General features: G+C 68.4%; 20 protein-coding genes and 1 tRNA gene. 19 read left to right on the forward strand and 2 right to left on the reverse strand.

The annotated features are described in order from the left end of the window. The first annotated feature begins 92 nt into the window (after positions 1–92). The 4 genes from HALNA_RS14795 (at position 93) to HALNA_RS14810 (ending at position 6,269) form a co-directional block, all read left to right on the forward strand. Positions 93–1,127, forward strand: coding sequence for a lamin tail domain-containing protein (locus tag HALNA_RS14795; protein ID WP_049937104.1), 1,035 nt, complete (start codon positions 93–95; stop codon positions 1,125–1,127). Between the two features lie 128 nt (positions 1,128–1,255). After that, positions 1,256–2,887: a COG1361 S-layer family protein gene (locus HALNA_RS14800; protein WP_084510069.1), complete on the forward strand. Its 1,632-nt coding sequence runs from the start codon at positions 1,256–1,258 to the stop codon at positions 2,885–2,887. A 54-nt stretch (positions 2,888–2,941) separates the two neighbouring features. Continuing rightward, the gene (locus tag HALNA_RS14805) at positions 2,942–5,332 is read left to right on the forward strand and encodes an efflux RND transporter permease subunit (protein WP_049937105.1); all 2,391 of its coding nucleotides are present in this window, start codon (positions 2,942–2,944) and stop codon (positions 5,330–5,332) included. 28 nt (positions 5,333–5,360) lie between these two features. Then, complete coding sequence (locus HALNA_RS14810) at positions 5,361–6,269, forward strand: dihydrodipicolinate synthase family protein (protein ID WP_049937106.1); 909 nt, start codon at positions 5,361–5,363, stop codon at positions 6,267–6,269. Here HALNA_RS14810 and HALNA_RS14815 read toward each other — a convergent pair whose 3' ends face one another. Beyond that, on the reverse strand, positions 6,270–6,467 hold the full coding sequence (locus HALNA_RS14815; protein WP_049937107.1) for a hypothetical protein: 198 nt from the start codon (positions 6,465–6,467) through the stop codon (positions 6,270–6,272). An 85-nt stretch (positions 6,468–6,552) separates the two neighbouring features. Between HALNA_RS14815 and HALNA_RS14820 the strand changes: the two genes are divergently transcribed. The 11 genes from HALNA_RS14820 to HALNA_RS14870 all read left to right on the forward strand — a co-directional run bounded on the left by HALNA_RS14820 (position 6,553) and on the right by HALNA_RS14870 (position 14,940). Further along, positions 6,553–7,323, forward strand: coding sequence for a PHP-associated domain-containing protein (locus HALNA_RS14820; RefSeq protein WP_049937108.1), 771 nt, complete (start codon positions 6,553–6,555; stop codon positions 7,321–7,323). Between the two features lie 47 nt (positions 7,324–7,370). Then, positions 7,371–8,330, forward strand: coding sequence for a S49 family peptidase (locus HALNA_RS14825; protein WP_049937109.1), 960 nt, complete (start codon positions 7,371–7,373; stop codon positions 8,328–8,330). Continuing rightward, entirely contained in the window at positions 8,320–9,324 is a 1,005-nt protein-coding gene (locus HALNA_RS14830; protein WP_049937110.1) for a motility-associated ABC transporter substrate-binding family protein, read from the forward strand. Before HALNA_RS14825 ends, HALNA_RS14830 begins: the two co-directional genes overlap by 11 nt. A 58-nt stretch (positions 9,325–9,382) precedes the next feature. Further along, positions 9,383–9,928, forward strand: a complete 546-nt coding sequence (locus tag HALNA_RS14835) for a peptidylprolyl isomerase (RefSeq protein ID WP_049937111.1) — start codon at positions 9,383–9,385, stop codon at positions 9,926–9,928. Between the two features lie 54 nt (positions 9,929–9,982). Continuing rightward, positions 9,983–11,434 (forward strand): aminodeoxychorismate synthase, component I, encoded by a 1,452-nt coding sequence (gene pabB, locus HALNA_RS14840; RefSeq protein ID WP_049937112.1) that lies wholly within the window; start codon positions 9,983–9,985, stop codon positions 11,432–11,434. Continuing rightward, the gene (locus HALNA_RS14845) at positions 11,431–12,012 is read left to right on the forward strand and encodes an anthranilate synthase component II (protein WP_049937113.1); all 582 of its coding nucleotides are present in this window, start codon (positions 11,431–11,433) and stop codon (positions 12,010–12,012) included. The genes pabB and HALNA_RS14845 overlap by 4 nt, the downstream gene beginning before the upstream one ends. Continuing rightward, positions 11,997–12,863 (forward strand): aminotransferase class IV, encoded by an 867-nt coding sequence (locus tag HALNA_RS14850; RefSeq protein ID WP_049937114.1) that lies wholly within the window; start codon positions 11,997–11,999, stop codon positions 12,861–12,863. The genes HALNA_RS14845 and HALNA_RS14850 overlap by 16 nt, the downstream gene beginning before the upstream one ends. An 82-nt stretch (positions 12,864–12,945) precedes the next feature. After that, positions 12,946–13,401: a hypothetical protein gene (locus tag HALNA_RS14855; protein WP_049937115.1), complete on the forward strand. Its 456-nt coding sequence runs from the start codon at positions 12,946–12,948 to the stop codon at positions 13,399–13,401. A 60-nt stretch (positions 13,402–13,461) separates the two neighbouring features. Continuing rightward, positions 13,462–13,546 (forward strand) — tRNA-Leu (locus HALNA_RS14860). Between the two features lie 547 nt (positions 13,547–14,093). After that, positions 14,094–14,579, forward strand: coding sequence for a DUF5813 family protein (locus tag HALNA_RS14865; RefSeq protein WP_049937116.1), 486 nt, complete (start codon positions 14,094–14,096; stop codon positions 14,577–14,579). Between the two features lie 40 nt (positions 14,580–14,619). Continuing rightward, on the forward strand, positions 14,620–14,940 hold the full coding sequence (locus tag HALNA_RS14870; protein ID WP_049937117.1) for a hypothetical protein: 321 nt from the start codon (positions 14,620–14,622) through the stop codon (positions 14,938–14,940). On the opposite strand, the gene tmk is transcribed toward HALNA_RS14870, so the two are convergent. Then, the gene (gene tmk, locus HALNA_RS14875) at positions 14,937–15,515 is read right to left on the reverse strand and encodes a dTMP kinase (RefSeq protein WP_049937118.1); all 579 of its coding nucleotides are present in this window, start codon (positions 15,513–15,515) and stop codon (positions 14,937–14,939) included. The two genes, HALNA_RS14870 and tmk, sit on opposite strands and share 4 nt — an antisense overlap. A gap of 165 nt (positions 15,516–15,680) precedes the next feature. On the opposite strand from tmk, the gene HALNA_RS14880 reads away from it, so the two are divergent. The 4 genes from HALNA_RS14880 (at position 15,681) to cofC (ending at position 19,300) form a co-directional block, all read left to right on the forward strand. Next, positions 15,681–16,568: a complex I NDUFA9 subunit family protein gene (locus HALNA_RS14880; protein WP_049937119.1), complete on the forward strand. Its 888-nt coding sequence runs from the start codon at positions 15,681–15,683 to the stop codon at positions 16,566–16,568. A gap of 158 nt (positions 16,569–16,726) precedes the next feature. After that, positions 16,727–17,914 carry a tubulin/FtsZ family protein gene (locus HALNA_RS14885; RefSeq protein ID WP_211226027.1) on the forward strand — a complete coding sequence of 396 codons (1,188 nt, stop codon included), beginning with the start codon at positions 16,727–16,729 and terminating at the stop codon, positions 17,912–17,914. Next, positions 17,883–18,683 (forward strand): hypothetical protein, encoded by an 801-nt coding sequence (locus HALNA_RS14890; protein ID WP_049937120.1) that lies wholly within the window; start codon positions 17,883–17,885, stop codon positions 18,681–18,683. Before HALNA_RS14885 ends, HALNA_RS14890 begins: the two co-directional genes overlap by 32 nt. Continuing rightward, positions 18,683–19,300: a 2-phospho-L-lactate guanylyltransferase gene (gene cofC, locus HALNA_RS14895; protein ID WP_049937121.1), complete on the forward strand. Its 618-nt coding sequence runs from the start codon at positions 18,683–18,685 to the stop codon at positions 19,298–19,300. Before HALNA_RS14890 ends, cofC begins: the two co-directional genes overlap by 1 nt. The last annotated feature ends 9 nt before the right edge of the window (positions 19,301–19,309 follow it).

The raw sequence follows: 19,309 nt of genomic DNA on the forward strand, positions 1-19,309 counted from the left end.
GGTAAACAGTTACTATGAGACGGGCGGTCGTTATCGCGGCTGAGAGCGCGGGCGAATAACTAAGTCGATCGCTCACCGAGCGGGGGGCAACGGTGTTCACCCTCGCCGCCGCTGCGCTCGGCCTCGCACTCGTTTTCGGTGCCGGAGCGTACGCCGTCACCCGACTCGACGCCCTCGACCATCGCGCCGTACTCGTCGTGGTCGCGGTGGGGTTGGCGGTCGGAGGCGTGGCCGCCCAGGCGGCACCCGTCACACCCGCGACGACGACCGGGACCGACCGGGTGCCGGACGCGGGGGCGGCCGACGGCCGGGCGGCGCTCGAAGCGACCGATTCCGTCGCCGCCACGAACGACTCGACGGCAGTGACGACGGCGACGGTCGTCGGCGTCCTCGCCCCCGACCGACTCACCTACCGGACGGCGGCCGGCGAGCGGCGGACGGTTCGACTCGCGGGCGTCGCCGCGCCCGGCGTCGACGGGGGCAACCCCGAGCGATTCGACGGGGTGGTGACCGGACAGCGGGGGCGGACGTGTCTCGCCGAACAGGGTCGGCGGGCGCTGGTCGACGCGCGGACGAGCCTCGTCGGCGAGTCGGTGACGGTCGCGTCGGTCGACGCCGGGGGCGCCGTGCTGGTCGCCGACGGCCGGTCGATCAACCGGCGTGCCGTCGAGCGTGGATACGCACGCGCCACCGACGACCGATACGCCGACGCGGAGCGGGCCGCCCGGAGTGCCGGGCGCGGCGTCTGGTCGTGTGCGACCGTCGAAGCGACGCCCCCGATCCGGGAGTCCGAGGAGCCGGGGATGTACGTCGCGGCCGTCCACCCGAACCCCCCGGGTGACGACGCGACGGCACTGGCCGAGGAGTATCTCGTCCTCAAGAACGCGGGCGATCGGACGGTCGACCTCTCGAACTGGTATCTCGTCGACGGGGACGGGAAGATGTACTTCTTTTTCGACGGGCGGACGCTCCGCCCGGGCGAGGAACTCGTCGTCCACGTCGGGGGGGGCCGGAACACCGACCGCCACGTCTACTGGGGGTCGTCGTCGCCGATCCTCGATAACGATCACGAGACGTTGAAACTCGTCGACGGTGACACCGAGCGGACGGTCAGACTGTCGTACTGATCTCCGAGCGGTTCGCTCGCTGCCTTCGGGACCCAGCACGTGCCGAACAACCATTCACCAGTTGAATTTCGTTGCCGTTGAATAGGGGTAATCGTCATCGTTATCCCCAGCGCACCGCAGGGGAAACTATGAGGCGGCTCACGATTCTGTCGGTCGTTGGACTTCTGCTGGTCGCACCGATCGTTCCCGCGGTGGCGTCGAGCGTCGTCACGGGGAACCCCGACTTGAGTTACAGCGTCGCTGACAACACGTTCCGGGCGAACGAGCGGGCACAGTTGACGGTCGTGGCGACCAACGACGGCGACATCGACGACGGGGGCGTCGCGCGCTTCGAGGACCAGGTGCAGACGGCACGGAGCGTCCAGATGCGCGTCCGCGAGGGACAGGTCGACGACGCCATCGACGTGAAGACGGGGACGGTGACGGCGGGGAGTATCGGCCCCGGCGGCACCGCCGAGTTCGGCTTCGCCCTCGAAATCGGCGACGCCGAACCGGGCACGTACACCATTCCGATCGAGGTGACGTACCGCCACGCTCGGGCGGTCGTCTTCGACGAGACGCCGTCCGGTCCGGCCGAAATCGAGTACACGTGGCTCGACGAGGAGGAGACGATCGACCTGCAGATCCGGGTCGAGGAGCGGGCGAAATTCGACATCGTCTCCGAAGGGACGAACCAGTTGTTCGCCGGCGACACCGGATCGCTGGCGTTCACGATCGAGAACACGGGGACACAGACGGCCGCGAACGCGTCTGTTCGGCTGTCCTCGGGCGCGTCGGGCGTGTTCTTCGGCAGTCCATCGACCCCGTCGGCGGAGACGGGCGTGTTCGTGCGGTCGCTCGACCCGGGTGAGACGCGACGGGTGTCGGTTCAGGTCGGCGCCACCGACGACGTGACGCCGGGCGCGTACCCGGTCAACGCCGTCGTCACGTACCGCGACGAGAACGACATCGGCCAGCGTTCGGATACGTTGACGACGGGCGTGACGGTGCGAGCAGAACGGACGTTCTCGATGTCGGAGCTATCGACCGAGAACTTCCGGGTCGACGAGTCCGAGGCGCGGCTTTCGGGCGAGATCACCAACACGGGGCCGGCCCCCGCCCGGAACGTCGTCGTCAGGATGCGCAATCAAGGCCCAGTGACGCCGACGAACGGCGAGTCGGCGGTCGGCACGCTCGATCCCGGTGAATCGGCCGCGGTGAACTTCACCGCCGCCATCGCGAGCGACGCCGAACCGGGATCGAACTCCTTTACGTTCGACGTGGAGTACGAGAACGCCGACGGCGACGTGTTGACGGCGTCGAACCCGATCCGAAAGACGGCGGTCATCGGCGCCGAGCGGGACCGCTTCGAGGTGTCGAACGTCTCGACGACGGTCACCCCCGGCGGGACGGCACGGCTCACCGCCGACGTGCGCTACGTCGGCGACGATCCCATCTCGGCGGTCAACGCCCGCCTGTTCACCAGCGACCCGCTGTCGACCTCCGACGACGGCGCCTTCCTCGGGACGATGGAACCGGGCGACACGGCGACGGCCACGTTCCGGATCAGCGCGACGAGCGACGCGCTCCCCAAACAGTACGCCTCGTCGATCGAGGTGCGGTACGACGAACCGGACGGCGACACGGAGTTCACCGACGGCATGCCGATCGGCGTATCCGTGAGCGAACCGTCGGGCGGCCCGCCGGTGCCACCGATCGTCATCGGCATCGTCGTCGTACTGGCCGTCATCGGCGGAGTCGTCTGGTATCGCCGACGATGATCCAGCCGTCCGACGGCGACGCGACGACGACCGCGACGGGGGAGGGGTGTTGACGTGTCGGGACTCCGCCGGCTGTTCCGCACCGTCGGCCACGAGATTCAGGCCCACCCGGTCGCGACGCTTCTGATCGCCGCAGTCCTCCTCGTTACGGCGTTCGGCGGCGCGGCACAGATCACCAGCGTCACGGGCGATCAGGCGTTCACCGCCGAGAATCCGACCCTCGAGAAGTTCGACGACGCCTTCGACCGCGGGTCGATATCCGTCCTCGTGAGAGGTGAGGTCACCGACCCCGCGACGGTCAGGGCGATGGCCCGCTTCGACGACCGGATGTCGGCGGTCGACGACGTAGCGTACGTCTCCAGTCCCGCCGACCGGGTGCGCGCGGAGTACGGCCGGATTCCGGACTCTCAGGCGAAAATCGAGCGCGTCCTCGGCACGCCGGATCTGGCGTTCGTGCAGGTGGTGTTCGATCCCGGCCTCACACAACCCGAGGAGCGACCCATCTACACCGAGTCGCTGTCCGCCGAGGAGTGGGCGCGCTTCCCCGCGGGCGTCGGCGTGATCATCACCGGCTCGGCCGCCTTCTCGGCGCAGCTCTCGGTGCTCATCCAGCAGAGCACGAACCAGTTGCTCGGCCTCGCAGTCGGGCTGATGATCGTCGCGCTCTTTTTCATCTTCCGTGGCGTGCGGCTGCGACTCCTGCCCATCGTCGCCGTGTTCGTGGGGGTGCTCTATACGTTCGGCGCGATCGGCTACGCCGGCGTGCCGAACTCGACGCTCACGAGCGCCGTCTTCCCCATCCTGATCGGCCTCGGCATCGACTACTCCGTCCAGTTCCACGAACGGTACGAGGAGGAGTTGGAGACGGCACCGCCGCGACAGGCGCTTCCGCGGGCGCTCGCGGGCATCGGTCCGCCGGTGTTCGTCGCGATGCTCGCCGCCGCGCTCGGCTTCGGCGCCACCTGGATCTCGACTCAGGGGACGCCCGCGTTCGTCTGGTTCGCCCAGACCTCCATCTTCGGCGTCCTGCTGACCTTCCTCGCGGGCCTGATCGTCCTGCTGCCCGTGTTGACGCTGTACGCCCGACTCCGACGGCGCGGGCTGGGCGAACTCGGCCTCCGCGAACTCGCCGACGGCGGGTGGACGGGGGACGCAAACGACGGCGACGAAACGGCGTCGGACGAGGCGGTCGGTGAGCCGGACGCGACGGTGGAACCGGCCCCGGAGCCGGAGCGGGTCGCACAGCCGGACGCCGCCGACCCCACCGACTCCGAACGCGTCGGCGCACTCGGGCGGCTGCTCGGACGCACCTCGCGAGCGCTGGCGGCCAACCCCGGGGTCGTCCTGCTCGTCGCCATCCTGCTGATGGGAGCGGGCTTCCAGGCCGGATCGGAGCTCGACACCCTGGCGGACACCGAGGAGTTCATCCCCCAGGACCTGCCGGCCTACGTCGACCTCCAGCAGTTCCGGGCGGCGACCGGCGGCGGAACGGCCGTCCAGTACGACGTGATGGTACTCGGGAGCGACCTCAGACATCCGGCGGTGTTACGGTGGATGGATCGGTTCGAGCGGACGGCCGTCGGGGCGCCGCTCGTCCAAGGGGTCGACTCGCCGGCGACGCTCGTCAAGCAGTACAACGGCGGGGAGATTCCGGAGACCGAAGCGGGTGTCGAGCGCGTCCTCGACCGCGTCCCCGCCCAGGAGCGGGCCAGATACTACAACGACGGCTACGCCCACATCACGGTCGTCGCGGCCCAGGACATGACGACGGGCGAGACGCTCTCGTTCATTTCGAACGTGAACGAGGTCATCTCGTTCAGCAACCCGCCGCCGGGCGTGCAGGTCGAACTCACCGGCACGGCCGCCATCTCGCCGCCCTCGATCGTCGATCAGATCGAGAGCCGGAACGTGACGACGGGGCTGGGGGTCGCCCTCATCTTCGCGCTCCTGTTGCTCTACTACCGGCGGCTGGTGAAGGCGGTGGCACCGCTGGTTCCGATGCTGTTCGTCATCGGGTGGCAGAACCTCTACATGGCGGCGCTGTCGATTCCCGTCTCCCCGCTCGGCGCCTCGCTGGGGGCGTTGACGGTCGGCATCGGCGCCGAGTACACCATCATCGTGATGGAGCGCTACTACGAGGAGAAGGGACGAGCGGGTGCGAGCAAACTCGACGCCGTCGAGATAGCGGGCACCCGCGTCGGCAAGGCCATCTCCGTCTCGGGGATGACCACCGTCTTTGGCTTCTCGGCGCTGACGCTCTCGCCGTTCCCCATCCTCTCCGATTTCGGCTTCCTGACCGTCGGGGTCATCTTCCTGACGCTGGTGGCCGCACTGGCGACGCTGCCGCCGACGCTGATCGTCCTCGATACGGCCGAAGAGCGCCTCCATGCCGCGTTCGGCCGGTCGGGGGCGGACGCCGACCCATCCCCCGAGGGGAACGCCTAACTGCTCGCGTGCCGAGACGGCAATCACTATGCCAACCCCACCCGCCGACTCGGAGTATGGTACGGCGCTCGTCCCGACGGTCACGCCCTTCGCGAACGGTTCGGTCGACGCCGAGGCGGTCGCCGACCTCGCGGAGTTCGTGCTCGATGGGGGAGCCGACGGCCTCATCCCCTGCGGGACGACCGGCGAGTTCGCCAGCCTCAGTGACGCGGAGTACGGGACGGTCGTCTCGGCGAGCGTCGACGCGGCGGACGGCGCACCCGTCCTTCCCGGCGCTGGGGCGACGAGCGTCGCCGGCACGCTCGAGCGCATCGACATCGCGGCCGACTGCGGCGCCGACGCCGTCCTGGTCGTCCTCCCGTACTTCCACGGGGCCAACGACCCCGCGGGCAACGAGCGGTTCCTGCGCGCCGTCCTCGACGACGCGTCGCTCCCCGTTATCCTCTACAACATCCCTTCCTGTGTCGGGCAGTCCATCGACGCCGACCTAGTCGAGGCGGTGGCGGACCACCGGGCGCTCGCGGGCATGAAGGACACGAGCGGCGACCTGACGCATCTGCTCGAAATCGTCCGGCGAACGGGCGAGGAGTTCCACCTGTTCCAGGGGTGGGACAGCCAGCTCGTCCCCGCGGTGTCGATGGGCGCCACCGGCGGCATCAACGCGGTGTCGAACTACCTCCCCGGCCTCATGGCGGAGGCCATCGACGCGGCGGCCACCGGCGACATGGACCGCGCCCGTGACCTCCAGTTGGATCGTATCGCGCCCCTGTTCAACACGTCGCTGGAGTATGGCTTCGCGCCGACGACGAAGGCGGCGCTGGTCGAGCGCGGCGTCATCGACGACGATGCGGTCCGCCCGCCGCTGGTCGAACTGAACGACGACCAGACGGCGACGGTCCGGGACGTGCTCGGCGAGTCGCTGACAGCGGCAGAATAGCTACCGGTCGCGTGCTCGAACCCGGTAGTAGCTGATCGCTCCGGAGAGGGCCACGAGTCTGAGGCCGAATCCGAGCCCGACGTACAGCAACGTCCCTTTGGGCAAGATGGCAGTCAGCAGTCCGAACAGAGCCATCGAGGCGACGATCAGGGCCTGTACGATTTCGATCGGGGACCAGTCGCGAGCCGTCTCGACCATCGGGCCCACGTTGCGTCGGCCGCCCCGTAGCTGTTGTGTGGAGCGAAGCCACGAGGCTTATCCTGTCCGCCGACGAACGTACGGTGTGAGTCAGACGACGCTCCGGATCGACCCGCACGTCCACTCGGAGGCTTCCTACGACGGCCACGACCCCGTGGAGCTTCTGCTGGAGCAGGCGGCCGAAATCGGGCTGGACGGCATCGTCGTCACCGATCACGACGTGATCCACGAGTCGCTCCGGGCGGCGGCGCTGGCACCCGACTACGGCCTGATCGGGATTCCGGGCGTCGAGGTGTCGACGGCGGTGGGCCACCTGCTCGCCATCGGCGTCTCCGAGATGCCGCCGCGGCGCGCGCCCCTCGACGAAACCGTCGCATGGGTTCGCGACCACGGCGGCGTGGCGGTCGTCCCCCACCCGTTCCAGCGGAGTCGCCACGGCGTGCCCCGGCGACACCTCGTCGACTGCGACGCGGTCGAGGTGTTCAACTCGTGGCTGTTCACGGGGTTTCGGAACCGTCGGGCGCGGCGGTTCGCCGTCGAACACGGCTACCCGGCGCTGGCGGCGAGCGACGCCCACTCCGTCCCCCACGTCGGCCGGGCGTTCACCGAACTCGCCTTCGACGGCGTCGACCGGGCCGACATCGACGGGGCGGCGGTGCTTGACGGTGTTCGCAACGGATCGACGCGGATGCGGGGCCGCCGCCAGCCGATCCCCACTTCGGCCCGGCACTACGCGATCGGCTCAGCGCGAAAGAGCGGCTACTACGCGAAAGTCGGCGCGCTCAGGGGGCAGGCGGCGGCCCGGGCGGGAGCGCTCCGTGGCGTGCAGTTGCTGGCCGAACTTTCGCCGCTGTGAGCGACGGCGCCCGACGTTTTTTGTAGTGGTACACCTTGACGTACGCTATGGCGAGCAGAATACGGGCCCTCCTGACGCGAATCGCACGTTCCTACGTGCTGTTCGTCGTCATCGGAGTGATCGTCGGCCTCGCGTTGGCACCCGTGGCGTGGAACGCCACGTCCTCGGAAGGGACGGTCGCCGTCGTCCCCGTCGCCGGGACCATCGATGGCGGGACCGCCGCCGGCGTGTCGTCGATGCTGCAACAGGCCCGTGAAGATCCGGACGTGAAAGCAGTCGTGTTGCTCGTAAACAGCGGGGGTGGTGGCGCCGCCGCCAGCGAGGAGATGTATCTCCAGACCAAGCGGACAGCCCAGGAGATGCCGTTGATCACGAGCGTCGACGCCGCGGCGGCCTCCGGCGCGTACTACACCATCGCGCCGAGTGACCACATCTACGCCAAGCCGGCGTCGACCGTCGGGAGTGTCGGGGTATTGGCGACGACGCCGACGGCGCTCGAGCCCACCACCATCATCTCCACGACCGGACCGAACAAGCTGACCGGCGGCGACGAACGCGAGTTCAATTACATCCTCGAATCTCTGGGTAACGCCTTCATCAGCGCCGTCTTCGAGCAACGCGGTGACCGGCTAGAGCTCTCGCGGACCGAACTCGAACAGGCACGCATCTACAGCGGAACGCAGGCGGTCCAGAACGGTCTCGTCGACTCCATCGGCGGGCGCCAGGCCGCAGTCGAACACGCCGCCAACGAGGCGGGACTCGACAACTACAACGTGCGGGTCATGCGCCCGGACGGAACGGCGCGCTTCCTCTCGCGCTCGAACTACATCGCCTCGACCGCCCCGAACAAGACGATGGTCTCGGCGGCGTACCTCTACGGCGAGGAGCCGTCGGGGCCGGTGTTCCTGATGGTGCCGGCGGCGTACGTGGAGCCGGCGACGAACGACTCGGCCGGCGGCCCCGCGGCTGCGGCGACGGGCACCACGGGAGGCGCCAATGTGGCGTGAGTTGGGGAAACGGCTGGTCGTCCTCGTCCTGACCGTCGCCGTCGTGGTCGCCATCGCGGCCGGGGGCCCGGCACTCCTGGGGAACGACGACGAGCGGGAGCCGCTCCAGAACCCCGAGTACAACCCCGACGAGGTGGTGCCCCAGACGCTGGCGGCGACGGGGACCGTCGAGGCGAACCCCGCCGCCTCCGCGGACGACACGGGGACGGTCGTCATCGACCGCGGACACGGCAACCGGTTCACCCGCTCGGATATCGAGCCTCTGGTCGACGCGCTGGTTCGCGAGGGCTACCACGTCGAGTTCTACACCGACGGCGACCTGGCGACGGCGCTCGAGGACGCGGACGCGTTCCTCGTGATCGACCCCAGTTCGGAGTATCTGTCCGGCGACATCGACGACGTACGGCAGTTCACGGGCAACGGCGGGCGACTGGTGATGATCGGCGAGCCGGATCGGACGGCAGTCAGCGCCGGCCTGTTCGGGGCGAGCATCCAGACCCAGGAGAGCCGGCTCACGGCACTCGCCTCGCGGTACCGGATGAGCGTCGATACCGAGTATCTCTACAACCAGGAGAACGCGGACGGGACGTTCAAACACGTCATCGCACAACCGACGGGCGAGGGCGGACTAGGTGGTATCGACCGCGCGGCGGTGTATACGGCGGCGGCCGTCACCGCCCAGAACGGGACGGTACTCCTCCGGAGCGCGCCGAACACCCACAAGTCCGGGAGCGACGAGGTGACCGGCGAGTATCCGCTCGTGGTCCGGCGGAACAACGCCCTGTTGCTCGGCGACAAGACGTTCATGAGCGGTGATCGCTACCGCGTCGCCGACAACGAGCGGCTGGTCGCGTACGTGGCCGAGTTCATGATCGAAGGCGACTACCAGGCGCCGCCGGACGTGACCGACGAACCGTCGACGGGCAACGGGTCCTCGACGGGCGACGGGGCAGCGAACGTGACGGTGGAACCCGCGACAGCCGGCGCCGACTGACGGCCGGCCGGATGGCACAGGACAGCAACGTTATCCCGCCGGACCGCAAGGGGTTGGTATGAGCAATCCGACTGCGACGCTGCATACGACACACGGCGACATCACGGTCGAACTGTTCGCGGATCGCGTCCCGAAGACGGTCGAGAACTTCGTCAACCTCGCCGAACACGACCCCGCGGCGAGCGACGACCCCGCTCCCGAGACGGTGACGTGGGAGGACCCGGAGTCGGGCGAGATTCGCGGCGACTCGCTCTATGCCGACATCCCCTTCCACCGGATCATCCACGGGTTCATGATCCAGGGTGGCGATCCGACCGGGACCGGGCGGGGCGGCCCGGGCTACACCTTCGACGACGAATTCCACCCTGACCTCCGCCACGACGGGCCGGGCGTCCTCTCGATGGCCAACCGCGGCCCGGACACCAACGGCTCGCAGTTTTTCATCACCCTCGACGCGCAGCCACACCTCGATGACGAACACGCCGTCTTCGGCGAGGTGGTAGAGGGGATGGACGTGGTCGAGGAGCTCGGCTCGGTGAAGACGGATCCGAACGACCAGCCGCTCGACGAGGTCCGCCTCGAATTCGTCGATGTGGATCGTTGAGGAGGCGGCAGTGGTGGCGGCTACACCTCGTCACCACGCGACGGAGGGAGGCACGTGAGCGACACGAGCGGCGGACCGACGGTCGTCACCTCGCGCGACGAGTTCCGCGAGACGGCACGCGGAGCGGAGCCGGGACGCGTCCCGGTCGTCGTTCGGCTGGACGCGGAGCCGTTCGAGGCGTATCGACGAGCGCGGAGTGACGCCCCCGCGGTGTTTTTCGAAACCTCGGGCGGCCAGCCGGGCTGGGGCTACTTCGGCGTCGATCCGGATTTCGTTCGGGAAGTGTCCGGAGCGGGTGCCCTCGACGCCATCACCGACCTCGTGGCGAGCGAATCGCTCGCCCGCGGCGGCTGCGAGGTGCCCTACCCCGGCGGCTTCTTCGGCTGGCTCTCCTACGATACGGTGCGGGAGATAGAGGACCTGCCGTCGTCGGCGGTCGACGACCGCGGCCTGCCGCGCCTCCAGCTCGCGCGCTACACCTGCCTCGCGGCGTGGCGGGCGGGCGAGTCGACGCTTCGGATCGTCGCGACGCCGCGCGTGGACGGGGACCCCGATGCCGCCTACGACCGGGGCGTCGAGCGCGCGCTGGCGCTGGCCGAAGTGGCGACGACGGGCGATCCGTCGGTGGATGACCCTCGGGCGACGGGGCCGGTGAGCTTTACCAGTTCCTGTGACCGCGCGGCGTACGCCGACCGCGTGCGGCGGGTCCAGGAGTATATCCGCGACGGCGACACGTTCCAGGCGAACATCTCCCATCGGCTGACGGCACCGGCGGCGGTCCACCCGGTCGACGTCTTCGCCGCGCTCCGGGACGTGAATCCGGCGCCGTACTCGGGGCTGGTCGAGTTCCCCGGCGTGGATCTGGTGAGCGCGAGCCCCGAACTCCTCCTGGAACGTGACGGCGACGGCCTGCGGACGGAGCCAATCGCGGGGACGCGACCCCGGGGGGAGACTGGCGCCGAAGATCGCCGTCTCGAAGGCGACCTGCGGAGCGACGAGAAAGAGCGGGCCGAACACGCGATGCTGGTCGACCTCGAACGCAACGACTTGGGGAAAGTGAGCGAGTACGGGTCGGTCACCGTCGACGAGTACCGCCGGGTGGATCGATACTCGGAGGTGTTCCACCTCGTCTCCGAGGTGACGGGGCGGCTAGCCGAGGGGTACGACCTCGGCGACGCCATCGGGGCGACGTTCCCCGGCGGCACGATCACGGGCGCGCCCAAACCACGGACGATGGAGATCATCGACGAGGTGGAGACGCGGCGGCGCGGGCCGTATACGGGCAGCATAGCCGCCATCGGGTTCGACGGGCGGGCGACGCTCAACATCATCATCCGGACGCTGGTCCGCCACGGCGACGAGTACCACCTCCGGGTCGGCGGCGGCGTCGTCCACGACTCGGTGCCCGACCGCGAGTACGACGAGACGCTGGCGAAGGCGCGGGCGCTGGTGAACGCGGTCGACACCGCTCTCGGCGACGAGATGGAGATGGAGGTCGGGGGATGACTCGAATCCTCGTCGTCGACAACTACGACTCCTTCGCGTACAACCTCGTCCAGTACGTCGGCGAGGCGGCCGCGGAGGTGGTCGTCCGCCGGAACGACGCGGTGAACGTGGCGGGGATTCGTGATCTGGACCCCGACGGCATCGTCGTCTCGCCGGGGCCGGGCACGCCGGCGGACGCGGGCGTGTCGATGCCCGTCTTCGCCGACCTCGACTACCCCACGCTGGGGGTGTGTCTCGGCCACCAAGCGCTGTGTGCGGTCCACGGCGCGACGGTCGGCCATGCCCCCGAGGTGGTCCACGGCAAACGCTCGACGGTCCGGCACGACGGCGAAGGCGTCTTCGCCGGACTGGCCGATCGGATCGACGTGGGTCGGTACCACTCGCTCGCGGTCGGGCGCGGGGACGTGCCCGACGTACTGACCGAGACGGCCCACACCGACGACGAGAACGGCGTCGTGATGGGCGTCCGCCACCGCGAGAAACCGCACGTCGGCGTCCAGTTCCACCCCGAAAGCATCCTGACCGAGGACGGAAAACGGCTCGTCCGAAACTTCCTGGACCTGTGCAGTACCACGTGAACGGCCGGCTGGTCGACGCGAGCGAGGCGACGATCAGCGTCGAGGATCGGGGCTTTCTCTACGGCGACGCCGCCTTCGAGACGTGTCGTGCCTACGGCGGAACGGTGTTCGAGTGGGAGGCCCACCGGGACCGGTTGGAACGCACCTGCGAGACGGTGGGGATGGCCGGGGCCGTCCCCGCCGACCTCGACGAACGGATACTGGCGACGCTGGAGGCGAACGGCCTCGATGACGCGTACGTCCGCGCGTCTGTGACGCGGGGGGCCCAGCCCGGCAAGTTGACGCCGGCCGAGACGGTGGACCCCTCGGTCGTGGTGATCGTCAAGCCACTCCCGCGGAGCGGCGTCGACGGCGAGTCCGTGTGGGACGGCCCCGCCGAGGTGCGGACGGTCGAGCGGCGGCGGATTCCGGAGGCGGCGATGCCCGCCGACGCCAAGACGCACAACTACCTCGACGGGATTTTGGCACGACTGGAGCTTCGGGGGACGGACGCGGACGAATGTCTCGTCCGGGACACCGAAGGCGCCGTCGCGGAGGGGGCGACGAGCAACGTCTTCTTCGTCGAGGACGGGACGCTCAAGACGCCCTCGGTCGCCGTACCGATCCTGCCGGGCGTGACGCGGGCCGTCGTCCTCGACCTGGCGGCCGAACTGGGGGTGCCCGTAGAGACGGGGAGCTACGCTCCGGAGGCGGTTCGGACCGCCGACGAGGCGTTCCTGACGAACACGACGTGGGAGGTGCGTCCGGTGGCGACCGTCGACGACGCCTCCGTCGGCGGCGGGCCGGTTACCGACGACATCGCGACGGCGTTCGATCGCCGGGTCGAGGCGTGCTACCGGGACGGGAGGTGAGCGGTGTCGTGTCGGCGCTCGTGTCGCCGTTCTTACTATTGTCTGACGACAATTTATCAGCCGACGGTCCGAAAGTGGACGTATGAAAATCGATCCTGCGGAACAGGAAACCGAGACGAACGGGACGGCCGAGGCGACGATGGTCGACGAGGTGGACGAGTCGGAGAGCGAGAGCGCGGTCGTCGGCGAAGTCGAACCGCTGACAATCGGGTTGCCGGACGGGAGCGAGAGCGTCTCGGAGGCCATTCTGTCGCACCGGCGGATGCTCACCAACCCGTCGGAACACGGGCTGGTGTCGGCGGACGACGCCGCGGAGGTCCAAGAGACCGTCGCGGAGTTGGCGGAGGACGTGCCCGAGGACCTGCAGGGAGAGATGGAGACGCTGGAAGCGTCGGTCGAGGAACTCGCGGCGGGGGTCGGCCGGCAGGAACAACAGATTCGGGAGCTTCGTGACACGGTGGCGTCGCTCGCGGAGATTCTCGGGGCGTCGGTCGAGTTCCGAACGTTCGACGAAGCCGACGGCGAGGCCGACGCGTAACCGGCCGACGGTTCCACGGACCGAAAGCGATTTGCGGGGGAGCAGGAAACGAACAGTCGGGCGAGGGTGGCCGAGCCAGGCCAAAGGCGGCGGGCTTAAGACCCGCTCTCGTAGGAGTTCGGGGGTTCGAATCCCCTCCCTCGCACTGCCGCTCGAACGAAGGTGACGAGCGTGCAGTGTGCCGAAGGATTCGAATCAGGGAGTGAAACGACCGTGGTTCGAATCCCCTCCCTCGCACTGCCGCTCGAACGAAGGTGACGAGCGTGTAGTGTGCCGAAGGATTCGAATCAGGGAGTGAAACGACCGTGGTTCGAATCCCCTCCCTCGCATCGAGTGAGGCGCCCACGGGCGCCGAGCGAGTGCGTCGGGATTCGCAGCCCGACGAGACGAGCGAAGCGAGTCTCGGCCCGGTTCGAATCCCCTCCCTCGCATCGAGTACACGACGAGCCCCCGGCTCGGGAGTCGTAAACGGAAAGCGAAAAGCGATTGGACGGGCAAAAAGTGGCCCGTCCGATCGCTTGCCGCCCTGAATTGGTCCCCGCTGACGCTTCGGCCCTCCAGACGAAGCGTCACTTAACACAAACGGGGGGAGAAACTTAAGCGTGCCGCCGTCGGCAGGATGGTGGGGATGCCGAAAGCGGTGGACGGGACGAACGCGAGGGACTTTTGACCACGGGACGCCTGCAAGGGGTATGACCGAGACAGCCGGACGGGCCGCGCGGGCGTTCCGCGACCACGGCGGGTTCGAGCGTGCCGGCGACTGCCGATTCGAGTCGACGACGACGACGTTCGACGCCGTGGTCGACGCGGTGGACAGCGAGGGACGGATCGACTACGCCGTGCGGGTTCGGGTGCCGTCGCTCTCGGCGGCCGTCGACGGCGACGTGGCGGCGGTGGTAGAGGAGGGCTGGCTAGAGACGTTCGAACTCCGCGTCGGCGACGTCGACGGCGTCGTGCGCGGCGACCACGATTTCGACCCGGCCGTCGACCTGACCGCTGGCGAGGTAGTCGTCGAGTTCGGGTTCACCGACATCGACGAGCGGCGGGGCGTCGACGACGCGGCGGCGATCATCAACTACGTCGAGGGCACCTACGTCCAGGGGATTATCCCCGGCTACGACTACGTCGAACCGGTCGACGGCCTCGTCGACCGGGCGCGGCAGGCGGGCGAACGGTAGGAGTCGACAGGCCAAAGCCGATCGAGTGTCTACTACCGGCATGGCGACGATTCTGGATTTCGCCCTGATGGCCGCCGTCTTCGCCGGGAACACGTTCCTCGCCGCGGTCATGACCCGCTTCTTCCGCCTCCAACTCAAGACACAGTGGGGGACAGTCGTCTACACCGCGTTGCTGGTGCCCGTGGCCCTCGTCGTGACGACCATCGTCACGTTCAGCCTCGGCGTCGGCGTCAACCTGGGGAGTCCGGCCGCCGTCCTCGGCCTGATGATCGGACTGCCGATGGGCCTCGGCGTCACCATCGACGTGTTGTACGTTCCCTCGCCCGAGGAGTACGAGTTGCCGGAGACGACGGGGCGCTAGATGAGGCGGTCGGCGGCGTCGAGGACATCGTCGAGGACGGCCTGTGGCGGTTGCGTGGCGTCGATGCGGACGAACCGCTCGGGGTCGTCCGCGAGCAGTCGTTCGTAGTTCTCGCGGACGACGGAGAGGTAGTCGGCGCGTTCGAACTTGTTCGTGCCGCCGCTTCGCTCGGCGGCGGTGTCGGGGTCGACGTCGAGATACAGCGTCGTGTCGGGCGGGCGCGAAAACGGCTCGTGAATCGAGCGGACGTATCCGAGGGGGTCGTCGAGGTGGTCGGCGAGTGTCGCCGCCTGGTAGGCGATCCGTGAGTCGGAGTAGCGGTCGGAGACGACGAGCGATCCCTCGTCGAGCGCCGGGCGGATCACGCGGGAGAGGTGGTCGGCGTGGTCGGCGGTGTAGAGGAAGAGTTCGGCCAGCGGATCGGCGTCGGCGTCGGCGATGGAGCGGGCGACGGCCTCGCCGTACCAGGAGTCGGTCGGCTCGCGCGTGAAGACGGCATCGGGGTAGCGGTCGCGAAGCGCCCGCCAAGCCGTCGTCTTGCCGCTGCCGTCGAGACCCTCCAGCGTGAGGAGCATACTGGCACATACCACGGGGGCCGTTTAACCGTCCGGGTCGGCGGCGCGTCACTATATATTCGATTTCTGATACGAATGCGATGCCGTCGTGGTCGGGGTGCTATCCGTCGTGTGAACGGTTCACAGCGCGTTAGCTTTAGGTCGATACGCCGAAATGTATAGGCTATGAAGATTCTTGTAACCGGCGGGAGCGGGTTCGTCGGCCGACACCTGTGCCGCGAACTGAAAGCGCGCGGACACTCGGTGACCGCACTCTCGCGGCGGCCGAACGAGGGCGATTTGCCCGGCGGCGTCGAGAAGGCGATGGGCGACGTGACGGCGTACGACTCGTTGCTCGAACCGATGCGCGGGATGGACGCCGTGGTCAATCTGGTCGCGCTGTCGCCGCTGTTCAAGCCCTCCGGCGGCGATTCGATGCACGATACGGTGCACCGACAGGGCACCCGGAACGTCGTCGACGCGGCGGAGGAGACGGGCGTCGAGAAGATCGTCCAGATGAGCGCGCTGGGCGCCGATCCGAACGGGGCGACGGCCTATATCCGGGCGAAAGGCGAGGCCGAGGAGATCGTCAAATCGTCGTCGTTGCGCTACGTCGTCTTCCGGCCGTCGGTCATCTTCGGCGACGGGGGCGAGTTCGTCCCGTTCACGAAGAAACTCGCCCCGCCGTATCTCACCCCCTTGCCCGGCGGGGGCAAGACGCGGTTCCAACCCATCTGGATCGGTGATCTGACCCCGATGCTCGCCGACGCCGTCGAGGACGAGACGTACGACGGTGGCGTATACGAACTCGGCGGGCCGGAGAAGCGAACGCTCGCGGATATCGCCAAACTCGTCCACGGCAACGAGGGGCGTCCGGTGACGGTGGTCCCCGTCCCGATGGCGATGGCGAAAATCGGCCTGTCGGTGCTGGGATCGCTCCCAGGCGCGCCGATGGGCGCCGACCAGTACCGCTCGCTCCAGTTCGACAATACGACCGCACACAACGACGTCGAGGCCTTCGGCGTCGACGAGTCGGAGCTGACGACCCTCGGCGACTACCTGGCCGAGCGCTGACGGACGGCAGACGCGCGTCTGACAGGGAGCACGGACCGTTCATCCGATCGTCGTCGGGCGATTCGTCCGCGAAAATCCCGGCAGTACGCCGCCATCGCCCACAAGGTTTATGTCCGTTTTCCGCTTGGGTTCTTCCCAATGAAGAGGGGTCTGAAACTATGAAACTGGCTATGATCGGGTTCGGACAGGCCGGTGGGAAGGTCGTCGACAAATTCCTGGAGTACGACCAGCGGACCGGGAGCGAGATCGTCCGCGCGGCGGTCGCGGTCAACACGGCCAAAGCCGACCTGATGGGCCTGGAGCACATCCCGCAGGAGCAACGAGTGCTCATCGGCCAGTCCCGAGTGAAAGGGCACGGGGTGGGCGCTGACAACGAACTCGGTGCGGAGGTCGCCGAGGAGGACATCGGCGAGGTTCAGGGCGCCATCGACGGCATCCCGGTCCACGAAGTCGACGCCTTCCTGATCGTCGCCGGCCTCGGTGGGGGCACCGGGAGCGGTGGAGCGCCCGTCCTGGCGAAACATCTCAAGCGCATCTACACCGAACCCGTCTACGGGCTGGGCATCCTCCCCGGCAGCGACGAGGGCGGAATCTACACGCTCAACGCCGCCCGATCGTTCCAGACGCTCGTCAACGAAGTCGACAACCTCCTCGTCTTCGACAACGACGCCTGGCGACAGACCGGCGAGTCCGTCCAGAGCGGCTACGACGAGATCAACGAGGAGATCGTCAAGCGGTTCGGCATCCTCTTTGGCGCGGGCGAAGTCCGCAAGGGACAGGAAGTGGCCGAGTCCGTCGTCGACAGCTCCGAGATCATCAACACGCTCTCGGGCGGCGGCGTCTCCACCGTCGGCTACGCCCGCGAGACGGTCGAGCGCAAGGGGAAGTCGGGAGGGCTGCTCTCGAAGCTCACCGGCAACGACGAGTCCATCGAGGACCAGCTCGACTCCGCCAACACGACCAATCGTATCACCAGCCTCGTTCGCAAGGCCGCCCTCGGTCGCCTGACCCTCCCCTGTGAGATCGACGGCACGGAACGCGCCCTCCTCGTGATGGCCGGGCCCTCCGCTTACCTCAACCGGAAGGGGATCGAGCGCGGCCGGAAGTGGCTCGAAGAGCAGACCGGCAGTATGGAGGTCCGCGGCGGCGACTACCCCATCAACAACAGCGACTTCGTCGCCTCCGCCATCCTGCTGTCCGGCGTCACGAACGTGCCCCGCATCAAGGAGCTCCAGCAGGTCGCCATCGAGGCACAGGACAACATCAACGAGATCCGCGAAGAGAGCGAAGCTAATCTACAGAACTTGGTCGAAGATGACGAGGACGAACTGGAATCGCTCTTCTAGGGTCGTCCTCGCCACACTCGTCGTTCTGCTCGCCGCGGCCGTCCCGGCGGCAGCAGTCTCCGTCACTGGCGAGGACGTTCCCGAGGAGGGACAGGTCGGCACGCAGGTATCGGCGACGATCACCCTCGACGAACTGTATCGGAACCCACAGAGCGAGCAGTGGCAGCTCTCCGGGACGACCGAACTGACCGACGTGTCGTGGACGGTCGTCTTCTACGACCAGACGGGGTCGCAGGTGAACCTGATCGAACCCACCGGGCAGTCGTTCTCGGGGGTCGACGTCGCCGCGAGCGACGGGATAGCGGAGATCGAGGTTCGCGTCACGGGGACCGTTCCCGAAATCCAGTCGTACAGTTACGACCCGCCCCAGCGGTTCACGATGATGGAACTCACCCGCGGGCAGTCCGGGGGCGCGAGTAGCACCATCGACACCTGGCGCAGCCACCACTACACCGAGTCGAGCGACTCGGCCCGACAGGCCATCGACGAAGCGGGCAGCGCCATCGAGGACGCCCGCGCCGCCGGCGCGAACCCCAGCGACGCCCAGGCCAACTACGAGGACGCCATCGCGGCGTACGAGGACGGCAGTTTCGACGTGGCGACCAACCTCGCCAACCGCGCGGCCGAGGGGGCGAATCAGGCCGCGCAGTCGAGTCGGACTCGACGGACCATCATCTACGCGGTGGGTGGACTGCTCGTTCTCGCAGTCGTCGTGGGCGGTGTCCTCTACTGGCGCTCCCAGCAGGGGCCCGACGACCCGCTCGGGTAATGCGACTTCTCGTCCCGTTCGAGGCGACACGGCCCAAGACCCGCCTCGACGGGGTCCTCGATCCGGGGGAACGCGCGACGTTCGCGCGAGCGATGCTTCGGGACGTACTCGACGCCTGCCGCGAGGCTGGCCACGACCCCGAAGTCGTGGCGACGGGGCCGGTAGCGACGGCCGACGTGCCGGTGACCGTCGACGACCGCCCGCTCTCGGCGGCCGTGAACGCCCGCCTCGGTGGTGACGACCCCCTCGGCGTCGTCGCCGCGGACCTCGCGCTCCTGACGCCCGCCGCCGTCGACCGTCTGGTCGACGCCGCGGTCGCGGCCGACGTGACCATCGCGCCGGGACGCGGCGGAGGGACGAACGCCCTCGTCGTGTCCCACCCCGACTTCCGCGTCGACTTCCACGGCGCCTCCTACCGCGATCACCGGCGTGTCGCCCGGGCGGTGGGTGCCGACGTGGCGGTCGTCGACTCGATGCGACTGTCGACGGACGTGGACGAACCCGCGGACCTCGTGGAAGTGCTCCTCCACAGCGAGGGCGAGGCCGCGGCGTGGCTGGGCGAGCGGTTCGAACTCGACGCCGGCGAGGGACGGGTCGGCGTCGTCCGGACGGAGTGAGGTTTTTCA

It is taken from the genome of Haloplanus natans DSM 17983, from assembly GCF_000427685.1.
GTDB classification, from domain to species: Archaea; Halobacteriota; Halobacteria; order Halobacteriales; family Haloferacaceae; genus Haloplanus; species Haloplanus natans.